Here is a 20,210-nt window from a genome sequence, read left to right on the forward strand (position 1 = left end):
ACCGGCCTTCTAATTTCCAAAGAAAAGATCCACCACAGCAATGACAATGATAGCCCCTAGCACTGATGGAACAAGCGCCATACCTGCCAATGATGGTCCCCAGTAGCCAAACAAAGCTTGCCCGACAGATGAACCAATCCAGCCTGCGAACATCTTGGTAAAACAGCCCATAGACTCACCACGGTTGGTGATTGCACCTGCAATCGCTCCAATTAAAACACCAATTAACATTGACCAAAGCATATATCTCTCTCCTTATATCATTTTTTCTTTAGTATACCATAAAAGTATTAACTTCGTTTTTTTAAACATAGCAAAGCTAATTATATTGCCCTATCTGGCTGACGCTTTACAAGGAGTGGCAAAAGCAGAACAAGTCCTGCAATGAAGCATAAGATTGCCAATGTTAAAAACAGATTTGAATTGCTACCACTCATAGCTGACAAGAAAGAAACTACCGATGCAGCCATACCGCCACCCAGATTACAGCCCAACAAAACAAGCGTAGTCCCCAAAGCTAATTGGTTAGTTCTCAATATTTCTGAAAGCCTGTGAAAAACCGACGTTACACCTATGCTGTAAACAAATCCAGTTGTTAGGGCACCTATTGCCAAAAATACTAAATTAGGAGCCAACCAAATGAGCACCAAACCTAGCGCAAGAGCCAAAATAACCAAAGGTTGCAGGAACTGCCTAAAGTGAGCCATCAAACTGGCAAAGAGCGTTCCAGCCAAAATCCCCATCAACATCATCAAACTCAAAATTAGACTAGAGTCGATAGCTGTTCCTAACTTAAGCTCTTCCGCCAACATAGGTAGGCGGATGGTGATTCCAGTGTTAATTAAAATCACCGAACCAGCGTAGAGTGCCATGAAAACAATGTGCCATACCTGCCTTGCTGATAAAGCAGTTTTTGCTTTTTTAGGATGGTTGGCAACTTTAGACTTGTCATCAGATTTTGCATTTCCAAATAACAGGTAAAATCCTAACAATGGTAAGCCTAGCAGATAAATTAAGAAGCCTGACGACCAAGACCCGCGTAGCAATTGCCCAGCTAGAAAGGTTAAGGTGGCTGAACCCAAAACCTCCGTCGATCCCCGGATTCCCAACATTTTAGCACGTTCTGAGCCCGAATAATGCTGACTAATGATAGTAATAGCACGTTCATTGATTAGCCCAATTCCCAGTCCCAAGACCAGACGGGACATTAAAACTAATGGATAATCCTGAGTTAGAGCCGGCAAACTTCCCCCGAGTGAAATGCAGAGCAAACCTAGAACAAAAATCAACTTCTCGGTCAAAAAGCGACTGAGATAAGGGCTTGCTAAAAGCACAGCTATAATCATAAAAGAGGGAACCGATAACAAAAAATCAATTTGATTCAGCGAAATCCCTGCTGCTGTATAAGCTGCTGTCATTTCCGGCAACAAAGGAGAAATGGCAAAGGTTGAAACCAACATAAAGGACAACCCTAAAAGGCTAATTTTTTCAAGAATAATTTTCATAAAAGTCTTTCAAGTTTTTCTTTTCAGTATATAAGAAAATCCTTTACTTGGCAACACTCTTTCTCCAAAAGATTGAGCCTGAGAGCCTGTTCACAAGTCAAATATGAACTGACAACTTAGAACCTTTTTTTCAAAATACAGTCAGTATTCTCTCACAAAACTGCCTTGATTAGCGAAAAACGATCTCTTATCTATAAACACTTCACTTGTGAATACAGGTTCTTAACCCAAATGCTAGTCAAAGAACAACAGAAAAGCTAGAAGCTAAGTGTTCTTTTCAAGTATTGTTTTTTCTATGAACTAAACCATTCTTATATAGTAGTCCAGATGATTAATAAAAACCAACACTGATTTGGCACTTCTCAACATGCTAGCATGTTGAGTTCACCTTACCTTAATTCAGACTGAATTGATTTGATGAATTTCAATTCTATCTGCAATTGTTTGATTGATTGTTATTGCGGCGTAACATTCAAAAAACGCCTCGAAATCTTATTTCGGGCGTTTTGCTGTTGAGTTGCTTTTTTCTTGCGTCTGATTAGCGACGGAGGCCAAGTGAAGCAATCAATTCACGATAACGGTTAACGTCTGTGCGGCGAAGGTATGCCAACAAGTTACGACGGTGACCAATTTTTTTCATCAAACCACGGTAAGTTGCGTGGTCTTTTTTGTGTTGTTTGATATGGTCGTTAAGGTGGTTGATTTCCCAAGTAAGAACAGCTACTTGAACTTCAACTGAACCTGTGTCGCCTTCGTGACGTGCGTATTGAGCGATGATTTCATTTTTTTTCTCTTTTGAGATTGCCATAATATTTTCTCCTTTATATGCTTCATCCGAGTGATGGGTTTTGGCAGTTCCCATAACCAAGAAGAAGTTACTAGCCTTTAGGCTTCTTATATTTTAGCAAAATGGCCGAGCTTCGTCAACTCCGACCATCTGCATTTTATTTTCTCAATTTGCTAATAGAGCTATTGGGTAGGTTTTTCTTCAATTTAGCTTGACAATCTGGGCAGATTCCGTAAGCTGTTAACTGAATTCTAGTAACTTGATAACCCGTCTGTTCATGAGCTTCCTTTGAGACATCAATCACATCTGCATCCATAAAATCAGCAATTTTTCCACAAGACTCACAGACAATATTGACATGCTGGTGCCCCATAAAATCATAGTAGGTTGTGCTATAATTGCAGAGTTTCAGTTCTGTTACAAAACCTTCGTCCACGAGAACTTTGAGATTGTTATAGACAGTTGCCAAACTCATATTAGGATATTCTGGCAATAAGTCATTATATATTTTTTCCGCACTTGGATGCTCACGGCTGTTGACCATATAAGCAATGATTGCCTTGCGTGTTTCTGTAATTCGAATGTGTTTTTCTCTGAGGTGCTCCAGAACATTTTCATAGGCATCTAAAGTTTGGTGATGATGAGTATGAATGTCCATTTCCCCTCTCCTTTGTGAATTATCAGAAGTAATTATACCATATTTTTAGCATTTTCACAGAAAGAAAACTTGACTAATTCCCACCATCAAGCATTTCAAGATACTCAATCTTTAAACAGCGATTCATGACAATCTTTTGACAACCCGCTGTTCGTAGGATTTGTTCTGCTTCTTCATTTTCTAAACTAAGCTGTGCCCAGAAAACGTCCGCATCAGTTTGGATAAAATCCTTAGCCACGTCAGGCAAAAACTCGCTACGTCTGAAAACATCAACAATGTCCACATGAATAGGAATATCTTGCAGACAGGCATAAACTTTTTCTCCTAGAACCTCAGAACCAGCCAACTTTGGATTGACAGGAATAATCGTGTAGCCAGCTTCTTGCATGAGTTTAGAAACACGATAGGCCGCCGTCTCTTCACGATTAGAAAGACCAACAACTGCAATGGTCTTAGCACCTTTGATATAACTAAAAATCACGTCTTGACTAGGATTTTGAAATGAGTACATAGACAACTCCTTGAAAGTGTTTTCTTTAGTATATCACAAAGCAAACGACTACGCATGATTCGGCTATCATCCCTTGTACAAAAAGAAAGATAGAGCGTAGAGCAAGTAGATATGTGCTGGATAAAAAATATAGAACAGCCACTTAGGACCCCGACCACGCTCGCCATTATAAGCCAACATAAATGGGGCTGCAAAAATTTCCATCCACTCAAAGGCTTTGAACAAAAGGAGATCAGGGGTCAACGCCAGTCCCATAGTGGGTACAAGCAAGAACACACGCCCTAAGTCAACGAGCAAGGAAGCTAAGACAAATCCTAGCACCTCTCTTTTGAGACTCTTACGGCAAAGATACATAACAATTCCTACAATTAATGTCGCTGTTCCACCATCACTGATGGTAGTATGTAGCGGTAATATCGTAAAATTGATAAGACTAAGAGGAAAGGATAACCATTGGTTTCCAGACTGACTAGCCATTTGATAAAGAGGCATAAAGAGCCACGGTAGAATTATTGGTAAAATTGTTGTCACAATTCCTCTTAAATATTTTTTCTCTTCAAGCCAAACAATTCCTTGCAAAACTACCAACAAAATCGCAAAGGAAGACAGCATCATATTTTGCGGGAAGAAGCCATCTTTACGCACAAATTCCGATAAAACATTGTAAAATCCAAACTGAACAAGCCCCATCCCTACTGACAAACTATACATTTGCAAAAAGTAGCGTTTGCGATTGTGCGTGTGAACAAATCCTTCAATAACACAAAAGAGAAATAAAGGAGCTGCTAAACGCCCAATTTGTGAGAACCATAGAGGAATTTTTCCCGTAAATTCAAAAAAGTAGTGGATATGGTCCAGAACCATAAAAAACAAAGCAAAGTACTTTAAATCAAAATTATTTAATCCTTTTTTACCTAACATTTTTTCCTCCTTAATCCTAGTATAGAAAGAAAAGTTAAGGAATTTATAAGGAAAGTTAAATTTTTAGCCTTTTTATTGGCAACGTTATCGTAACCCGTGCACCACTATTGTGATTTTCCAAAATTAAGCGTCCATCATGCTTACTAACAATGTTATCAGCAATATATAACCCCATACCCAAATGGTCAGTCTGACTCCGACTACTATCAGCCCGATAAAAGAGCCTCTTTCCTTTTAGCAAGGCCTCTGGCGAAAAAACAATTCCTTCATTCTCACAGACTAACTTCAAAAAGACACCATCACATTGAAAAATTAAGCGGATATCGCTATTCTTCGCACTGTAATCCAAAGCATTTGAAACGATATTCATGACAGCTCTGGTCATCAGTGCTATATCAATATCAAGTACAAAATCCCCTCGACACATCTTTTCAATAGAAAGTTGACGCCCACAGGCCAGTGCCAAAGCATTTGTTTCCTCTGACAACTTATTAAGAAAAAACTCTCCTTTAACTGGTTGACGTTCTAATGTTGTCAAAGACTGCGTCATAGCCAATTGGCGTAGTTCGGTAAGATAGACTTCAACCTTGGTAATATTTTTCAAACTAAACTGTACATACGAAGCCTGCTGTGCTGATAAATCTGTCAAAGTCAACAACTCCGTATTACCTTTAATAACCGTCAAGGGGGTTTTTAGGTCATGAGTTAAAGCAGATAGCTGCTCCTTGCGTTCCTCTTCAAGTAACCAATTTTTCATAAGGGATTCTTTTAAAGAGTCCTTCATTCCATTAATGCTCTCCAACAAAGCATTGAACTCCTTAATTTGAGTGTTTGCTACTGAAAACTCTAAATCTTGCTGACCAATTTTTTCCGTCAACTCTACAAGAGGCGCCATCTGACGCTTCACATAGTGTGCAAATCGTATAGTCACTAACGCAAAAACCAGAAACCAGGTGATAATAAACATGGTGACCCAGACAAACTCAAAATTAGGTAAGTGCTCTTCCAACCAAGCCTGACCATAGTGGACACGGAGATCATAATGAACTACATATGTTCCTTCCTGACGCTCAATCTTAATAAAATAGCCCTGACTAGCTTGATTCCCCTTTTTCAAGAAAAGCTGAGCTTCTTTCTTTAAATTACTAGACATATCAGATTGCTTTATGATTTGTGACACATCAAAAAGAGCATAATTAGTTCCTAGAGGTAAATCTGTCACCCTGACTGCTTGATTGGAATTGGCTTGCAAGCTTTTCAATTGAAATTCAGCATTATTAGCAGGTAAAACCAGCCCACTTTCCATGATAGGAAAAAGTAAAAGCAAAAAGACAATTATTTGAACCAGTGATATCCCGATAATTGCCAGGAAATACTTTAAAAAAATTCCTCTAAGAGATGTTTGACCTTTTTTTAAACCCATTTGTAACCTACTCCCCAGACTGTCTCAATAGGCTCTGAACCAAGTTCACGAAATTTAGCACGAATGTTCTTAATATGCTCTGCTATCGCTTGTGGCGTTCCCCGTTCTGCATAGGCATCTAACCTATCATAAAGTTGTTCCTTCGAAAAAACCTGTCCCCTATGCCGTGCTAAAAATTCACAAAGTTCATATTCTGATTTAGTCAATGGCAGAGCTAAACCCGCAACGCTGACTGACTTAGCAGAAAGGTCAAAGTGCACCTCTCCTAAGGTTAGGTAGCTATGTTTCTCACGATTTTCCCTTCGTAGATGAGCACCAACACGCGCCAAAAGTTCTTGTACGCCGAAAGGTTTAACGATGTAATCATCTGCACCATAGGCCAAACCAGAAACGATATCACTTTCATCCGTCTTAGCTGTTAAAAAAATAATAGGACAATCAACTAGAGGACGAATTTCCTGACAAAAAGTTAAACCATCCATTTCGGGCATCATAATATCCAGAAGTATTGCAGCGTACTGTCCTAACTGACTCTTATCAACTGCCTGAGCACGATTAAAGACATCAACCAAATAACCTTGTAACTGCAAGGCATTTTTTATCAAAATTAAAATATCCACATCATCATCAACTACTAAAATCCTAGCCATATACTAGCCTCCCCTAAAATTCAGTCATTTTTACATCTGAAAGCTTCCCTTACACGTCGGTCATCCAATAATAAAAGACAAGTTCAAAATGTGTAAGCTAGTTTAATCCTAACACAGTTTTATCAGGAAATCATCAAGAGATTCTCCAAAAAAGAAAGAACTAGCAGGTGAGCTAGTTCTTTCAGGAGATTATGAAAAGAAAAGTTTTAGGATTGTTTATAGTATAACCAAGCTCCCTTAAATAAAACTTAATCGGAACTAATTTTTTATTTGGCTTCATACCAAGTTTGGCCTGCGCTTTCATCAGCAACCAGTGGAACTGAAAGTTCTATAGCCGACTCCATCGTATCTTTGACTAAAGATTTCACGGCTTTCAACTCATCTTGTGGAACTTCCAGCACAATTTCATCGTGTACTTGTAATAGCATTTTGGCCTTGTAACCTTTCTCAACCAGAGCCTTATCGAGGTTAATCATCGCAATCTTAAGAATATCAGCTGCGCTACCCTGAATAGGCGAATTGATAGCTGTACGCTCTGCAAAATTGCGGATATTAAAATTTCGAGAATTGATATCTGGCAAACTACGACGGCGTTTGAAGAGTGTTTCTACATAGCCCTTATCACGCGCCTCACGCACAACATTTTCCATATAATCTTTGATTCCAGGATAACGTTCAAAGTACGTTTCGATGTATTGCTTTGCTAATTTCCGAGGGATACCTAAATTATTAGCCAAACCAAAATCTGAAATGCCATAAACAATCCCGAAGTTGACAGCCTTTGCATTGCGACGGTCATTTGGTGTCACATCCTCAGCCTTTTCAATGCCGAAAACACGCATAGCTGTTGAGGTGTGAATGTCAGCCCCTTCACGAAAGGCAGCAATCAGATGCTCATCTCCCGAAATGTGTGCCAACACGCGCAATTCAATCTGTGAGTAATCCGAACTAAGCAGCACCGCATCATCATTCGAAGGAACGAATGCCTTACGAATAACGCGCCCCTGCTCCAGTCGAATTGGAATATTCTGTAGGTTAGGGTCAACTGAGGACAGACGACCTGTCTGGGTCAAGTCTTGTAGATAACGCGTATGAATTTTCTCATCAGCCAAGATATATTCTTGCAGACCAAGTACATATGTTGATTGAATCTTCGTAATCTGGCGATAGTCCAAAATCTTGGAAACTATAGGCGAGATCGGAGCTAAGCGTTCCAAAACATCCACTGCTGTTGAGTAGCCCGTCTTTGTCTTTTTAGTATATTCTACTGGTAGCTGCATCTTGTCAAAGAGAATCTCTCCCAACTGTTTGGGTGAATTGATATTAAATTCACAGCCTGCCAACTCGTAAATTTCCTTCGTCAGACGTTCTATGACCACCTGATTTTCCACTGCCATTTCATTAAGCGTCTGCCCTTTTACCTTAATTCCAGCAATTTCCATTTTAGCCAGCACATCGGCTAATGGCTGCTCAATATCAAAGAGAAGAGCCTGCTGTTCATGTTGAGCTAACTTATCCAGTATGACCGGCTCTGCCACTTCAAGCACCTTGATTTTTTTAGCCAAATGGCTGAGCAACGCAGTTTTCTCAGGGATGGCACGTTTGGCTCCTTTACCGTAAACCACCTCGTCTGCCTCTAGCGGCAAATCAGTATAAAGGCTTGCAATTGTTGAGATTTCATTATCTTCTACCGTTGATAGCAAGTATTTGGCCAGACGAGCGTCAAAAGCTGGCGCTGGCAAATCAATACCTAGATGACTAAGGAGAACTTTGCTACGCTTGAAATCATAGGTCTTGATAGACTGAGACAAAACTTGTTTAAACAAAGGTTCAGACAACAAGTTTACATCCGTCGAAGCATAGATAGCTCTGCTATTTCCCCAAGCAAAACCAATAATGTCCTCAACATGGTAGTTATCACCCAAAATCTCAAAATAGAAAAATTGGTCATCTTCAAACATTTCCGGACTCAGACGATCAACCTCGGTGAATGCCACTTCAAAAGTCGCCTGAGGGCTTTCACTATTCAACGCTTTTTTGAATTGCTTGAAATCCATCTCATCATAAAAAGGTAAAAGCTTCTCTAAATTTGGGCCCTCGTAGATGATGTCATCTAAGCCAATAGTGATTGGTGCACTAGTATCAATAGTTGCCAATGTTTTAGATAAGAAGGCTTGTTCCTTGTCGTTAATGAGATTTTCCTTCATTTTGGAAGCCTTCATGCTGTCAATATTAGCATAGATACCTTCCAAACTACCGTGCTCTAAAAGCAACTTTAACCCTGTCTTTTCACCAATTTTAGTAACACCAGGAATATTATCGGACTTATCCCCCATGAGCGCCTTTAGGTCAATGAACTGCTTAGGTGTAATCCCCATTTTTTCCATCAGGTAGGCTGGGGTAAATTCTTCAAAATCAGCAACACCTTTTTTCGAAATTTCGACAATAGTGTTACTATCTGTCAGCTGAATCAAATCCTTATCTCCACTGACAATGGTCACATCATACTCATCACCGTTTTCTGCCATCTTATCCAACGTACCAATAATATCATCAGCCTCGTAGTTGTCTAAATCATAAAATTTAATTCCCAGGCCTGTCAACATCTCTCGGATATAAGGTAATTGCTCTCGAAATTCTTCTGGTGTTTTGGCACGTCCAGCCTTGTATTCCGTAAACATCTCTGTACGAAAAGTCGTCTTTCCAGCATCAAAAGCAACCAATACATGAGTGGGTTGCACACGCTCCATGAGGTGATTGAGCATAAGATGAAAACCATAAATGGCATTCGTGTGCAAACCTGCACGATTTTTAAAGCGATCAATCTGATTATAAAGTGCAAAAAAGGCACGATAAGCAACAGACGACCCATCAATCAATAATAATTTCTTCTTGTTTTCCATAACTTTATTATAACACAGAACAGGAGCATTTCACGGATCCGAGAACCTTTTGAGCAAAAGAAAAACTTATCCCCAAAAAAATTCGTAGAATCTTACAAACCATCAAAGTAAGTTTAAAATAATGTTGTATTTTTGAACAAAAACGAAAAAAGCCCTTTAAATCAAGGGTTTTCGGGAGTTATTTATGCCGATTGCAGGGATCGAACCTGTGACCTACGCGTTACGAGTGCGTTGCTCTACCAACTGAGCTAAATCGGCTTACCTCATTATTTTATCACTTTGATTTTAAATGTCAATGATAAGAAAAAAGGTCTATCCTTTCGGACAAACCTTTATTTAATAACGTTTCAGAGCTGATTAAGCTTTACCTTCTGAACCGAAAACATCGATACGTTCTTCAACAGCAGCAGTGATTGCATCGAAACCTGGTTTCAAGAATTTGCGTGGGTCAAAGAGTTTTTTCTTCATGTATTCAGCTTCGTTAGCGTTGAATTCAGCAACAAAGTCACGAGTAGCGGCGCAGAAAGCCAATTGACATTCAGTATTAACGTTAACTTTAGCAACACCAAGTTTGATAGCTGCTTGAATTTGATCATCAGGGATACCAGATCCACCGTGAAGTACGATTGGGAATCCTGGAACAGCTTCTGTAAGTTTTTGAAGGTGATCAAGGTGAAGACCTTTCCAGTTTTCTGGGTATGGACCGTGGATGTTACCAATACCTGCTGCCAAGAAGTCGATACCAGTTTCAACCATTGCTTTAGCATCTTCGATTGGAGCCAATTCACCGTCACCGATGATACCGTCTTCTTCACCACCGATAGTACCAACTTCAGCTTCTACTGAGATACCTTTAGCATGTGCTTTTTCAACAACTTCTTTAGCCAATTTAAGGTTTTCTTCAACTGGAAGGTGTGAACCGTCGAACATTACTGAAGTGTAACCAACTTCGATACATTCAAGAGCATCTTCGTAATGACCATGGTCAAGGTGAATAGCAACTGGTACAGTAATACCCATTGATTCAACAAGGTTTTCGATAAGTGCTTTACAAAGTTTGTAACCACCCATGTATTTAGCAGCACCCATTGAAGTTTGGATAAGAACTGGAGCTTTTTTAGCTTCTGCTGCACGCAAGATAGCTTGAGTCCACTCAAGGTTGTTTGTGTTAAATCCACCAACAGCATAGCCGTTATCACGAGCTGCTTGGACAAATTTTTCTGCTGAAACGATTGCCATTATAAGGCCTCCTATTTATTTTTTGGGGTTCAACCCATTACATGTCCATTCTATCACAATTTTCTTATTTTTTCCAGTATTACATGAAAAGATTGAAAAGACTATGCATACCGATCAAAACCTCAATCAGCAATTCACTATAATAGCAATATACCTGAATATCATTTGTGATTACTTTATAACCACAGCCTCATTTTCTGATATTAAAACAAAAAACCAACAGCCTCGAGCACTGTTGGTTCTAGTTTATTATCAAGACAAATTAAGCTGACAATACTTTACGTCCTTTACGACGACGAGCTGCAAGCACGCGACGTCCATTTTTAGTTGACATACGGTGACGGAATCCGTGTTTACGTTGACGACGGATTTTACTTGGTTGATAAGTACGTTTCACGATGAATACCTCCTCATAGATTTTCGTATTCGTTTAGCCGGCTATGTGATCATTACTAAACATACCATATCATTTTATAAGAAATAGCTGAGCTTGTCAAGATTTATTTTCTCTATTTTCCTGCAACTTCCTGTTAATCCGACTAACGCGACGGAAAAAAGTAATATAAACCACAAACCAGATAACAAGATAGGTCATTACAAAACCTGCAAAGAAATTGACTGACAAAGGATTGACCAGATGATTTAACTTATTCATCAAAAATATCAAACCATAAATTGCGATAAAGTGCAATAAAATCTGCCAGAGCAGCGGTGGACTTTCCAATTCATAAATCATGGTCACAAGACCAATCAACCCACTAATCCAAACAACATTGACAATCTGGCTGACCGTTTGCATCTGAACTCCACCAGACAACAAACTAAGAACATATACAACTCCTCCGAAACCAACACCAACAATAGCATAGATTACAATTTTTCTAATATCTATTTTCATTTCTATTCCTCACAAGCCCAAACGTTGTTCTAGATTTTTTAAGTAACGACGACTGACATGTAGCTTACGTTTGCCTGTTAAAAGCGCTAGCATATTTCCCGAAAAACTAGCCTCTAGAGCCTCTAAATGGTTAATATTAAGTAAACTTTGTTTGGAAACTTGTACAAAATCAGGATTGTTGAGCCGTTCCTTAAATTTATAGAGACGCCCCGAGATAATGCGTCTGCCCTTGAGCGTTTCCAAAATCAAACTTGTATCATCTACATCCACATAGATGAGGTCATCAATCTTGAGCATTTCAATCCTATCAGCGCCTTTAATAGGAATAATAGCTGGCGCCTCAGCCTCATACTGAGCAAGATAGTCTAAGATACGCTGAACCTCTGCTGTCAAACTTTGGCTGCGCACCAATACTTCAATCTCCTCTGCTGTCAGATTCGGTACTTCTTCAAATCGAAAATCCATGACAATCCTTTCCAAGCCCTTTTTCCCCTATAGTACCCTTTTTTGAGGCTTCACGCAAGTTACAGGCTAGGCAAGGAAAATCATTAGGCACAAACATAGAATATAAAGATTAGTAGAATAGAGAAATAGCCGTTCCAGCAAACCAAAATAAGGTTTAAGCGGAGGAAAAATCATGGCTGCAACAAGACCGTAAAGTCCAACCTTGACCAATTGCTCCAAGAGGTGGCAAACGAAATATATAGTTGGGTTAATAGGACCGATGCTTTTGGTAACATTGAAGATAAAAATAGCAAGCGCTGTAAACTGCAAAATAGCAAACAATAAATGCAGGGTACCTGTAAACGTACGCTTTTCGCCTTCAAGATCCGTTGGAAAAATAGCAACACCTACAAAACCAATTAAGGCCAAGACTAGCAGTTCAATTCCCTTAATCTTAAAAGAAAATGGATAAGACCAGCAGAATAGGGCTAGTATCAATGCGATAGTCCTTACCGTACTGACCAAACCTGCCAGTTTAAAATATTTTCGATGAGACCCAACGCCATAATCACTAACCGCATGCTTGATAGGATTATAGATTTCCCTATTTTTAAGATGAAGTACTACCATTAGGTAACCATAAGTTACAATACATAGAATGGCTACAAGACTAAATCCTTTTGAAATCATGTCGCATTTCCTTTCTTCTAAACCATTTATCACAAAGCAAGGCTAACCATATCAGCTCTTTACTGCTAATTTTCCTAGACACGTCTTGCCTTGTCCTTCTACCCAAAGAAAGCTAAAAAGGACAAGAAGACTGACAACAATCACGGCAGCTATAATAAGGATATTTTGCTGACAGGTCAACAGATGGTCTCCCCACTTAAACTCAATACCAAGGTATTCTTTGATGTCAAGACTAGACTTCCATTTTGGAATATCATCTCCAACCAAAATTTGACGAAAGACTGAGGCTACATAGGCACCTGGTACCAGTTTAATGATCTTCTGAGCAACATCGGGAAGCGTTCCTATCGGCATGTAGACGCCCACCAAGAAACCTGATGCCGTTCCAATGATGGTTGACAGACGTTCTGCGACTTCTACAGTTTTCACAAATTGAACCAATAGCAAGGCAAGAAGGGCTGACATGACTGAACTTAAGACAATCACTCCTAATATGGAAGGAAAATTACTCACCTCAAAACGCAGACCATCTTGGTAATAAAAATAGAGAGACATGATGGTATACATAACAACCTGCATAACACTGCCAATCACACCGGCACTGATCAGATAGCCAACATTCAATTGGAAATTAGTCGTATCTGTTAGCAGAAAATCAGAGAATTTCTGGCTTTCCTTATCACGAACCAACCTTTCCGTCCCCGACCAAGTTGTCGTAATACCAGTAACGGCTAAAATACCGCCCATCACCCAGCGATCCAAAAATTTCTCAGGATGAGACAAGCTGCTCCAAGCATCTAGCATATTCTTTTGCAAGAAAATGATGTACAAAACAAAGGCAATCCAAGCCCCCATCAGTGAGAAAAAGACACTGGCCTTGTTGCTGAAATAAAGTTGTAAATTGCGTTTAACGGTCGTTAGCATCAACTAATCTCCTTTCCTGTAATGGCAATAAAGGCTTCATTGATGGTGCCTTGTTTAAATTCGAAGTCTGCTATAGCTTCTCGGTACTTGCCCAGTAGACCAATAACCTCCTGTGATGACACCCCCTCTATCAAGTAGCCTGCTTCCGTTTCTTTTAGGGGAAATGGCAGAGCTGCCAAGCTTGTTGGGTCTGCAACCTTGAGGAGCAGTTGACTCTTGGCATATTCCTTAACAATGTCAAAAGCTGTACCCTGTGCTAAAATTTTCCCGTGGTCAATGACATAAGTGACTTCAGCATTTTCAGCCTCTTCTAAGTAATGAGTGGTCAAGAAAATGGTCAAACCTTGCTCTTTTTTCAAGCGGTAAAGCAGCTGCCAAATCATTTGGCGGGTTTGAATATCAAGCCCAGTCGTTGGTTCATCCAGAAAGAGAAGGTCTGGTTTATTGAGCAAAGCTCGTGTAATGTCCACGCGCCTGCGCTGACCGCCAGATAAGGTCCCGTACTTTTGCCCTAGAAAACCACTCAAGCCTGTCAATTCTACCAATTCATTTAACCAAGTCTTATCAATGTGCTGATAAAGCCCTGCACGGTTCTTCAAGTTTGCTCTGACAGTCAGTTCCTCATCTAGCACACTGTCCTGAAAGACAATGCCGATTTTCAAATCGGATGCCAGAATCACCTTACCAGAGGTTGGGGCCAGCAATCCCGTCAACATCTTGATAGTCGTTGATTTGCCAGCTCCGTTGGTTCCCAAATAAGCGACTAAGCTACCCTTTGGAATTTCCAAGTTAAGCTGATTGACAACTGTTTTCTCTCCATAGGTTTTTGTGAGATTTTTGGTTTCAATTAACATTACTTCGTCCTCCACGTTTATATCCTAACAAAAAAAGCGCCTCTCTAGGACGCTTTTGCGGTAAGTGGTTAAAAGAAAGAGGCAAGCGGTAAAAAAATAAATAGAAAGCCAGTTGACTGACTTTCTATACATCATTCTTCATCTTGAAGAAGGCTGACAACAACATAGCGGTTGGGGTCATTTCCCTCTGAATAACTCTCGACACCTTCAATTGCTGTAACAGTTTTGTGAACAATTTTACGTTCGCTGTTACTCATTGGATCCATGACATAATCTTTGCCTGTTTCCAAGACACGCGCAGCTGCTTTTCGTGTAAAATCAATCAAAGTTTCTGTCCGATGTTCAACATAATCATGAACATTTAGGACAACGGAAAAATTCTTAGAATAGCGATCATGCAAGAAATTCTGTGCCAAAAGTTGTAGAGATTTTAAAACTTTACCATGATAACCAATAACACGGCCTGCTTCAGGTGTTTCAATCTGTAAATTGATTTGACGACGATTATTGCTTGTCTCAATCGTTGCTTCAATATCCATTTCATAGATAATTTTTTGAACATAGTCAGAAACTTCCTGTGCCGCTTGTTCAATATCATTACTTAAAGTTGGCTTTTCCGAAGCAAACTCATTAGCAACAAATTCTTCAAATGATGCCACTTCATCAGGAGTTGACTCTTGAGGTTGATGGTCTTTGGCCGTTGTTTTCTGCTCTAACTGTTCCAAAACGTCCGAGTAACCTGTTTCTTCAAGAATAGTTTGTGTCATTTTTTTATTTTCAAGAAGAGCTTCTTTGACAACTTCATCGACAGGGTGACCTTGTTCTTCAATTTCTTTAAGAGCTTGAGTCACCTTACTAAGTTCAATGGTGTCTTCCAATTTTGAAGATACAGGCTCATTTAAATTGTTGATGGCCTCTGGAACACCCTTAACAGCTTTTTGATTAGCCTTGTGGACCGTTGTTTCATTAATACCCTCAATATCAACCTGAGCAGGTTGTTTTCCAAAACCAAGGAAACCTTTTTTCTCGCGAGAGATAACTTTAATATGTGCTTTGAGGCGGGAAAGTTGTAACTCTGCCAGCCCTTTTTCAATAGCTTCTTCTACAGTAGTCCCTGTGAATATAACCATAATCTAAACTCCTTATTTTCTATTCTTTTGTGCTCTTTTCTTAGCGCGACGTATTCTTGCTTGGCGTTCTTTTTCTTCTTCTTCAACTCGCAAACGCTCCGCAATGATTTTAAAAGGATTGTTGAGCAGCAGAATTTGAAAAACCTGAAAGGCATTGGAAATCGTCCAATAAAGAACCACACCAGATGCCAGACTAAAGCCCATGAAGAAAATCATCACTGGCATAACATAAGTCATGATGACCATAGCAATATTCTTCTCTTTAGCAGCCTTGTTCGTCAACCAAGTTGACAAGAATGTAAAAAGGGCTGCCAAAACAGGAAGAATAAAATAGGGATCTGGTTGGGATAATTCTAGCCAAAGGAAACTTCCAGTTTTCAAGAAAGCAACACGGCTCAAGGCTTGAAAGAGGGCATACATGACTGGAAGCTGTATGAGAAGTGGTAATAAACTAGAATAAGGATTGACACCGTATTTTTTATAGAGTGCTTGACTTTCCTGGGCCAGAGCCATCCTACTATCCGTATCTTTACCAGGATACTTAGCCTGTAAAGCGCGCAATTCTGGCTGCAAGTCTTGCATTTTTTGACCAGATTTAATCTGTATATTAAAGAGTGGCATTAGGATTGATCGGATAATAATTGTAAACAGTATAATCCCTATCCCAATAGAACCACCAAAAGACAAGAAACGGATTGCCTGAGCAAAGAAGTAGACCACTTGCTCCCAACCATTTGTAGACGAACTTGTGACCTCACCTCGTCCGCAGGCAGACAAAACTAGCAAGCCAACACTCGCTAGGCTGATAAAACTAATTTTCTTTTTCACACTCTAAACCTTTCTGATAAAGTTTTGCCAACCTCAAAACATGCTGAAGATTTTTCTTAACCTCATGATAATCCAATTCTTCAACACCTTTTCTGGCAATAATCACAAAATCATGATTGGTTAAATCAGGGGAAAGCTCCATGATGGCATGACGAATTTTTCGCTTAACGGCATTTCTCGTGACAGCGTTACCAAGCTTTTTACCAGCAGAAATACCCACTCGGTAATGTTTCTGATTTTTTTCTAGCTGATAAACGACAAATTTCCGATTAGCAACACTGGTTCCCTTATCAAAAATCGCCTGAAAATCTTTGTCACTTTTGACACGAAAGCTTTTCTTCACCGCACAACTCCATTCTAAATTACTCCTATTATACCACAAAAAGCAAAAAAGCCTCAACCCCTAGGAATTTCGGCCTTTCTTACAATTCGGTTACAGTTCTGTTTGAGCTTGCTTAATTTGCCATGTCACTTGGTCAAATCCCGTCCCACCCAATGAATGGCGGCGTTCAACAGCAGTGTGAGACTGCAAGGTCACATAGATATCTTGGTCAATCAAATCTGAAATTTCTTGATAGCGTTCAAAAGGAACATCTTGCAGATAAATTCCCTTCTTTGTACACTCCAAGACCAGCTGACCAACAATTTCATGTGCCTGACGGAAAGGCAACCCCTTAGCCGCCAAATAATCTGCTAGTTCCGTAGCATTTGAAAAATCTTTCTCTGTAGATTTCGCCATGTGCTCCTTATTGACCGTCATGGTATTAAGCATACCTGCCAAAATATCAAGGGCTACTGTGATAGTTTCAACCGTATCAAACATACCTTCCTTGTCCTCTTGCAAGTCCTTGTTATAAGCCAAAGGTAAAGATTTCATGACCGTCAAAAGACCAAAGAGATTGCCATAAACACGACCAGATTTTCCACGAATAAGCTCTGCCATATCTGGATTTTTCTTCTGCGGCATAATAGATGAACCCGTTGAGAAAGTGTCGGACAAGGTTACAAATTGGTATTCATTAGAACACCAGTTGATGATTTCTTCGCAAATACGGCTCATATGCATCATCAAAATGCTAGCATTAGACAAAAATTCCAGAATAAAGTCACGGTCGCTTACAGCGTCCAGCGAGTTACTGTAAGGTTTGGCAAACCCCATAAGCTCTGCAGTCATCTCACGGTCAATAGGAAAGGTAGTTCCGGCCAAAGCTGCCGCTCCAAGTGGTGACATATCCGTATGTTTAACATTAAACTCAAAACGCTCACTATCACGGGTAAACATATTATAATATGCCATTAAATGATGTCCAAATGAAATGGGCTGCGCATGTTGTAGATGCGTGTATCCTGGCATAATAGTGTAGGTGTGCTCCTCTGCCAATGTGACAAGACTGCTACGTAAATGATGTAATTTTTCAATGACCTCTGCTAGCTTGGCTTTAAGATATAAGTGCATGTCTGTCGCCACTTGGTCATTCCGTGAACGAGCCGTGTGGAGTTTTCCTGCCACTGGACCAATTTTCTCAGTCAGGAGACTTTCCATATTCATGTGAATGTCTTCGTTAGACACATCGAATTCGATTTGACCAACCTTGTACTCCTCAAGAAGTTCTTCCAAACCAGCCTTAATCTGTGCAGCCTCTTCCTTGGCAATAATCCTCGTCTCACCTAACATGGTCACATGGGCAATCGACCCTTTTAGGTCAAATTCCGCCATTTTTTGGTCAAAAGAAATGGACGCCCCAAATTCCTCAACCCATTTTTCAAGCCCAGCTTCAAAACGGCCACCCCACAGCTTATGATTTTCTTTAGTCATTTTTTATCACCAAGAGCAACTCTGCGCTCTACTTTCTCTTTTCTTACTTGCTTGAATAAAACAAGCCCAAGGAGCTACCTCAGACTTGTTTGGTGTCTCACAGGACAAATTTCTTAAATGATTCTCTCTGAATATCATTATTTAAGCTCGAGGTGCCTCTCTGAACACCTTGACGAGAATTGGTAAGTTATAAGAAAAGAGTCTCAGATGGGCATCTCTGTACCCTTTTATCTGAAATTTTCTTTCCTTTTTACAATTTTTTTAATGGTAGGGACACCAGCGATTTCCTATGAAATTCCATGGCTAAATTTTGAACCAAAGTCTCAAAATTTCCCAGACAATTAGTATTCTTGCTGATTGTCTCTTTACCACAGCGAAAAGTGCGAAACTGAAGCGCTACTAACGTAGCTCTTTTAATTTGTTCTGCTATAAATTATTTATTGTTAACTTGTGAGTTTACCTGTGTTGGCAGACCCCAAAGTTTAATGAAGCCAACTGCCGCGTCTTGATCAAAGCTGTCAGCAGATGTGTAGGTTGCCAAATTTTCATCGTAAAGTGAATTTGGTGATTTACGTGCAACAACTTGAGCATGGCCTTTGTAAAGTTTGACCTTAGCCGTCCCGTTAACCACTTTTTGTGTTTCCTTGATGTAGGCAATGATGGCTTTCGTTGCTGGGCTGAACCACAATGCATTATAGATAAGATTTGACAATTCATTTTCAAGAATTGGTTTGAAGTGTGACACTTCACGTACCAAGGTCAAATCTTCAATTTCCTTGTGAGCTGTCAAGAGGGTAATAGCTCCTGGGCATTCATAAATTTCACGCGATTTAATACCTACCAGACGATTTTCAACGTGGTCAATACGGCCGATACCATGTTTGCCTGCAATAAGGTTGAGCTCTTGAATGAGGTCAGCCAATTTCATTTCTTTGCCATTCAAGGCAACTGGCTTACCAGCTTTAAACTCAATGTCAACAAATTCAGGTTGATCTGGGGCTGATTCTGGTGAATTGGTAATGCCAAATGCTTCTTCTGGCGCTTGATTCCAAGGATTCTCAAGAACACCGCACTCATTAGCACGCCCCCAAAGGTTTTGATCCACCGAATAAGGATTATCAAGGTCAGCCGGGACTGGAACGCCATTTGCCTTAGCATATTCAATTTCTTCTTCGCGAGACCATTTCCATTCACGAACAGGCGCTATAACTTTAAGACTTGGGTCAAGGGCTGCAATGGCAACTTCAAAACGAACTTGGTCATTCCCCTTACCAGTACAACCGTGAGCGATAGTTGTCGCCCCAGTTTTATGCGCAATTTCAACCAATTTTTTAGAAATAATAGGACGGCTGAGAGCTGATACCAGAGGGTATTTTTGTTCATAGTAAGCGTGTGCTTGAAGAGCAGGAAGAACATACTCCTCAGCAAACTCATCCTTAACATCAAGAACATAAGACTCAATAGCTCCAACTGTCAAAGCCTTATCATGAATAAAATCAAGATCTTTACCTTCGCCAACGTCCATACAAACAGCAACGACATCATAATCTTTTTTAAGCCAAGTAATGGCAACTGAGGTATCGAGACCACCGGAATAGGCTAAAATAACTTTTTCTTTCGACATATGAATTTCTCTTTTCTTAAACTTATTGTTGATGTTTTTTTATCAACTATATGTGTATAATTATACTCTCGATTTTGACATTTGTCAATCTTTTTTTGAATATTTTTTCAAAAAAAATAAAATATCCACCATTTTACGCATAATGTAGTAATTTATGCAAAATATATCCATAAAATATAAAGTAAAACAGACAGACTGCTATGCAAAATTAAATGGTTAAGGTGAACTTCCTTAAAGATAAAATACCCATTTATCGGACGTAAAGTCGTTGCCATCATCAGTAAAATCGCCACACTGAGCTGAAATATTTCTGCCGAAATTATGTTATAATGTAACAATATACAGGATAGAATTCCCATTATCAGAGGAAGACAGTTACAAAATAACAACAACTGGGAAATATTT

At 39.7% G+C, this 20,210-nt stretch carries 21 protein-coding genes and 1 tRNA gene; all 22 read right to left on the bottom strand.

Annotation, left to right across the window (positions count from 1 at the left end):
* Window positions 1–9: 9 nt before the first annotated feature.
* The 22 genes from A3I7_RS0101025 to A3I7_RS0101135 all read right to left on the bottom strand — a co-directional run bounded on the left by A3I7_RS0101025 (window position 10) and on the right by A3I7_RS0101135 (window position 19,805).
* On the bottom strand, window positions 10–243 hold the full coding sequence (locus tag A3I7_RS0101025; RefSeq protein WP_018374929.1) for a GlsB/YeaQ/YmgE family stress response membrane protein: 234 nt from the start codon (window positions 241–243) through the stop codon (window positions 10–12).
* An 80-nt stretch (window positions 244–323) separates the two neighbouring features.
* Window positions 324–1,505, bottom strand: a complete 1,182-nt coding sequence (locus A3I7_RS0101030; RefSeq protein WP_018374930.1) for an MFS transporter — start codon at window positions 1,503–1,505, stop codon at window positions 324–326.
* Window positions 1,506–2,043: 538 nt separating this feature from the next.
* Complete coding sequence (gene rpsO, locus A3I7_RS0101035; protein ID WP_018164109.1) at window positions 2,044–2,313, bottom strand: 30S ribosomal protein S15; 270 nt, start codon at window positions 2,311–2,313, stop codon at window positions 2,044–2,046.
* A 136-nt stretch (window positions 2,314–2,449) separates the two neighbouring features.
* On the bottom strand, window positions 2,450–2,950 hold the full coding sequence (gene perR, locus A3I7_RS0101040; protein WP_018374932.1) for a peroxide-responsive transcriptional repressor PerR: 501 nt from the start codon (window positions 2,948–2,950) through the stop codon (window positions 2,450–2,452).
* A 73-nt stretch (window positions 2,951–3,023) separates the two neighbouring features.
* Entirely contained in the window at window positions 3,024–3,461 is a 438-nt protein-coding gene (locus A3I7_RS0101045) for a CoA-binding protein (protein ID WP_018374933.1), read from the bottom strand.
* A 66-nt stretch (window positions 3,462–3,527) separates the two neighbouring features.
* Complete coding sequence (locus tag A3I7_RS0101050; protein ID WP_018374934.1) at window positions 3,528–4,382, bottom strand: TraX family protein; 855 nt, start codon at window positions 4,380–4,382, stop codon at window positions 3,528–3,530.
* A gap of 55 nt (window positions 4,383–4,437) precedes the next feature.
* On the bottom strand, window positions 4,438–5,805 hold the full coding sequence (locus A3I7_RS0101055) for a HAMP domain-containing sensor histidine kinase (protein ID WP_018374935.1): 1,368 nt from the start codon (window positions 5,803–5,805) through the stop codon (window positions 4,438–4,440).
* A complete protein-coding gene (locus tag A3I7_RS0101060) occupies window positions 5,796–6,455 on the bottom strand; it encodes a response regulator transcription factor (protein WP_018374936.1) in 660 nt (219 codons plus the stop codon). The genes A3I7_RS0101055 and A3I7_RS0101060 overlap by 10 nt, the downstream gene beginning before the upstream one ends.
* Window positions 6,456–6,721: 266 nt before the next feature.
* Window positions 6,722–9,358 (bottom strand): DNA polymerase I, encoded by a 2,637-nt coding sequence (polA, locus tag A3I7_RS0101065; protein WP_026217064.1) that lies wholly within the window; start codon window positions 9,356–9,358, stop codon window positions 6,722–6,724.
* A 185-nt stretch (window positions 9,359–9,543) separates the two neighbouring features.
* Window positions 9,544–9,616: transfer RNA gene (locus A3I7_RS0101070), tRNA-Thr, on the bottom strand.
* Window positions 9,617–9,715: 99 nt separating this feature from the next.
* Window positions 9,716–10,597 (bottom strand): class II fructose-bisphosphate aldolase, encoded by an 882-nt coding sequence (locus A3I7_RS0101075; protein WP_018374938.1) that lies wholly within the window; start codon window positions 10,595–10,597, stop codon window positions 9,716–9,718.
* Window positions 10,598–10,859: 262 nt separating this feature from the next.
* Window positions 10,860–10,994 carry a 50S ribosomal protein L34 gene (gene rpmH / locus A3I7_RS0101080; RefSeq protein ID WP_002885866.1) on the bottom strand — a complete coding sequence of 45 codons (135 nt, stop codon included), beginning with the start codon at window positions 10,992–10,994 and terminating at the stop codon, window positions 10,860–10,862.
* Between the two features lie 96 nt (window positions 10,995–11,090).
* Window positions 11,091–11,495 carry a DUF3021 domain-containing protein gene (locus A3I7_RS0101085; protein WP_018374939.1) on the bottom strand — a complete coding sequence of 135 codons (405 nt, stop codon included), beginning with the start codon at window positions 11,493–11,495 and terminating at the stop codon, window positions 11,091–11,093.
* A gap of 9 nt (window positions 11,496–11,504) precedes the next feature.
* Window positions 11,505–11,960: a LytTR family DNA-binding domain-containing protein gene (locus tag A3I7_RS0101090; protein WP_018374940.1), complete on the bottom strand. Its 456-nt coding sequence runs from the start codon at window positions 11,958–11,960 to the stop codon at window positions 11,505–11,507.
* Between the two features lie 66 nt (window positions 11,961–12,026).
* Window positions 12,027–12,629, bottom strand: coding sequence for a DUF998 domain-containing protein (locus tag A3I7_RS0101095; RefSeq protein ID WP_018374941.1), 603 nt, complete (start codon window positions 12,627–12,629; stop codon window positions 12,027–12,029).
* Between the two features lie 51 nt (window positions 12,630–12,680).
* Window positions 12,681–13,553, bottom strand: a complete 873-nt coding sequence (locus A3I7_RS0101100) for an ABC transporter permease (protein ID WP_018374942.1) — start codon at window positions 13,551–13,553, stop codon at window positions 12,681–12,683.
* Window positions 13,553–14,407 carry an ABC transporter ATP-binding protein gene (locus tag A3I7_RS0101105; RefSeq protein ID WP_018374943.1) on the bottom strand — a complete coding sequence of 285 codons (855 nt, stop codon included), beginning with the start codon at window positions 14,405–14,407 and terminating at the stop codon, window positions 13,553–13,555. The genes A3I7_RS0101100 and A3I7_RS0101105 overlap by 1 nt, the downstream gene beginning before the upstream one ends.
* 131 nt (window positions 14,408–14,538) lie before the next feature.
* Window positions 14,539–15,537, bottom strand: a complete 999-nt coding sequence (gene jag, locus A3I7_RS0101110) for an RNA-binding cell elongation regulator Jag/EloR (protein WP_018374944.1) — start codon at window positions 15,535–15,537, stop codon at window positions 14,539–14,541.
* A gap of 12 nt (window positions 15,538–15,549) precedes the next feature.
* Window positions 15,550–16,365 carry a YidC/Oxa1 family membrane protein insertase gene (locus tag A3I7_RS0101115; RefSeq protein WP_018374945.1) on the bottom strand — a complete coding sequence of 272 codons (816 nt, stop codon included), beginning with the start codon at window positions 16,363–16,365 and terminating at the stop codon, window positions 15,550–15,552.
* Complete coding sequence (gene rnpA / locus A3I7_RS0101120; protein ID WP_018374946.1) at window positions 16,349–16,708, bottom strand: ribonuclease P protein component; 360 nt, start codon at window positions 16,706–16,708, stop codon at window positions 16,349–16,351. Before rnpA ends, A3I7_RS0101115 begins: the two co-directional genes overlap by 17 nt.
* A 90-nt stretch (window positions 16,709–16,798) precedes the next feature.
* Entirely contained in the window at window positions 16,799–18,181 is a 1,383-nt protein-coding gene (gene argH / locus A3I7_RS0101125; protein ID WP_018374947.1) for an argininosuccinate lyase, read from the bottom strand.
* Between the two features lie 433 nt (window positions 18,182–18,614).
* Window positions 18,615–19,805, bottom strand: a complete 1,191-nt coding sequence (locus tag A3I7_RS0101135) for an argininosuccinate synthase (RefSeq protein WP_018374949.1) — start codon at window positions 19,803–19,805, stop codon at window positions 18,615–18,617.
* Window positions 19,806–20,210 lie beyond the last annotated feature (405 nt).

Origin of the sequence: Streptococcus orisratti DSM 15617 (genome assembly GCF_000380105.1) — a bacterium.
In the GTDB taxonomy this organism is placed as follows: domain Bacteria; phylum Bacillota; class Bacilli; order Lactobacillales; family Streptococcaceae; genus Streptococcus; species Streptococcus orisratti.

Bases quoted from the DNA above. Each gene is read 5' to 3' on its own strand.
- A3I7_RS0101055 (WP_018374935.1), bottom strand. From the start codon at position 5,805: ATGGGTTTAAAAAAAGGTCAAACATCTCTTAGAGGAATTTTTTTAAAG.
- jag (WP_018374944.1), bottom strand. From the start codon at position 15,537: ATGGTTATATTCACAGGGACTACTGTAGAAGAAGCTATTGAAAAAGGG.
- polA (WP_026217064.1), bottom strand. From the start codon at position 9,358: ATGGAAAACAAGAAGAAATTATTATTGATTGATGGGTCGTCTGTTGCT.
- A3I7_RS0101100 (WP_018374942.1), bottom strand. From the start codon at position 13,553: ATGCTAACGACCGTTAAACGCAATTTACAACTTTATTTCAGCAACAAG.
- A3I7_RS0101105 (WP_018374943.1), bottom strand. From the start codon at position 14,407: ATGTTAATTGAAACCAAAAATCTCACAAAAACCTATGGAGAGAAAACA.
- A3I7_RS0101030 (WP_018374930.1), bottom strand. From the start codon at position 1,505: ATGAAAATTATTCTTGAAAAAATTAGCCTTTTAGGGTTGTCCTTTATG.
- A3I7_RS0101095 (WP_018374941.1), bottom strand. From the start codon at position 12,629: ATGATTTCAAAAGGATTTAGTCTTGTAGCCATTCTATGTATTGTAACT.
- rpsO (WP_018164109.1), bottom strand. From the start codon at position 2,313: ATGGCAATCTCAAAAGAGAAAAAAAATGAAATCATCGCTCAATACGCA.
- A3I7_RS0101025 (WP_018374929.1), bottom strand. From the start codon at position 243: ATGCTTTGGTCAATGTTAATTGGTGTTTTAATTGGAGCGATTGCAGGT.
- A3I7_RS0101090 (WP_018374940.1), bottom strand. From the start codon at position 11,960: ATGGATTTTCGATTTGAAGAAGTACCGAATCTGACAGCAGAGGAGATT.
- A3I7_RS0101085 (WP_018374939.1), bottom strand. From the start codon at position 11,495: ATGAAAATAGATATTAGAAAAATTGTAATCTATGCTATTGTTGGTGTT.
- perR (WP_018374932.1), bottom strand. From the start codon at position 2,950: ATGGACATTCATACTCATCATCACCAAACTTTAGATGCCTATGAAAAT.
- A3I7_RS0101050 (WP_018374934.1), bottom strand. From the start codon at position 4,382: ATGTTAGGTAAAAAAGGATTAAATAATTTTGATTTAAAGTACTTTGCT.
- A3I7_RS0101060 (WP_018374936.1), bottom strand. From the start codon at position 6,455: ATGGCTAGGATTTTAGTAGTTGATGATGATGTGGATATTTTAATTTTG.
- argH (WP_018374947.1), bottom strand. From the start codon at position 18,181: ATGACTAAAGAAAATCATAAGCTGTGGGGTGGCCGTTTTGAAGCTGGG.
- A3I7_RS0101135 (WP_018374949.1), bottom strand. From the start codon at position 19,805: ATGTCGAAAGAAAAAGTTATTTTAGCCTATTCCGGTGGTCTCGATACC.
- A3I7_RS0101045 (WP_018374933.1), bottom strand. From the start codon at position 3,461: ATGTACTCATTTCAAAATCCTAGTCAAGACGTGATTTTTAGTTATATC.
- A3I7_RS0101075 (WP_018374938.1), bottom strand. From the start codon at position 10,597: ATGGCAATCGTTTCAGCAGAAAAATTTGTCCAAGCAGCTCGTGATAAC.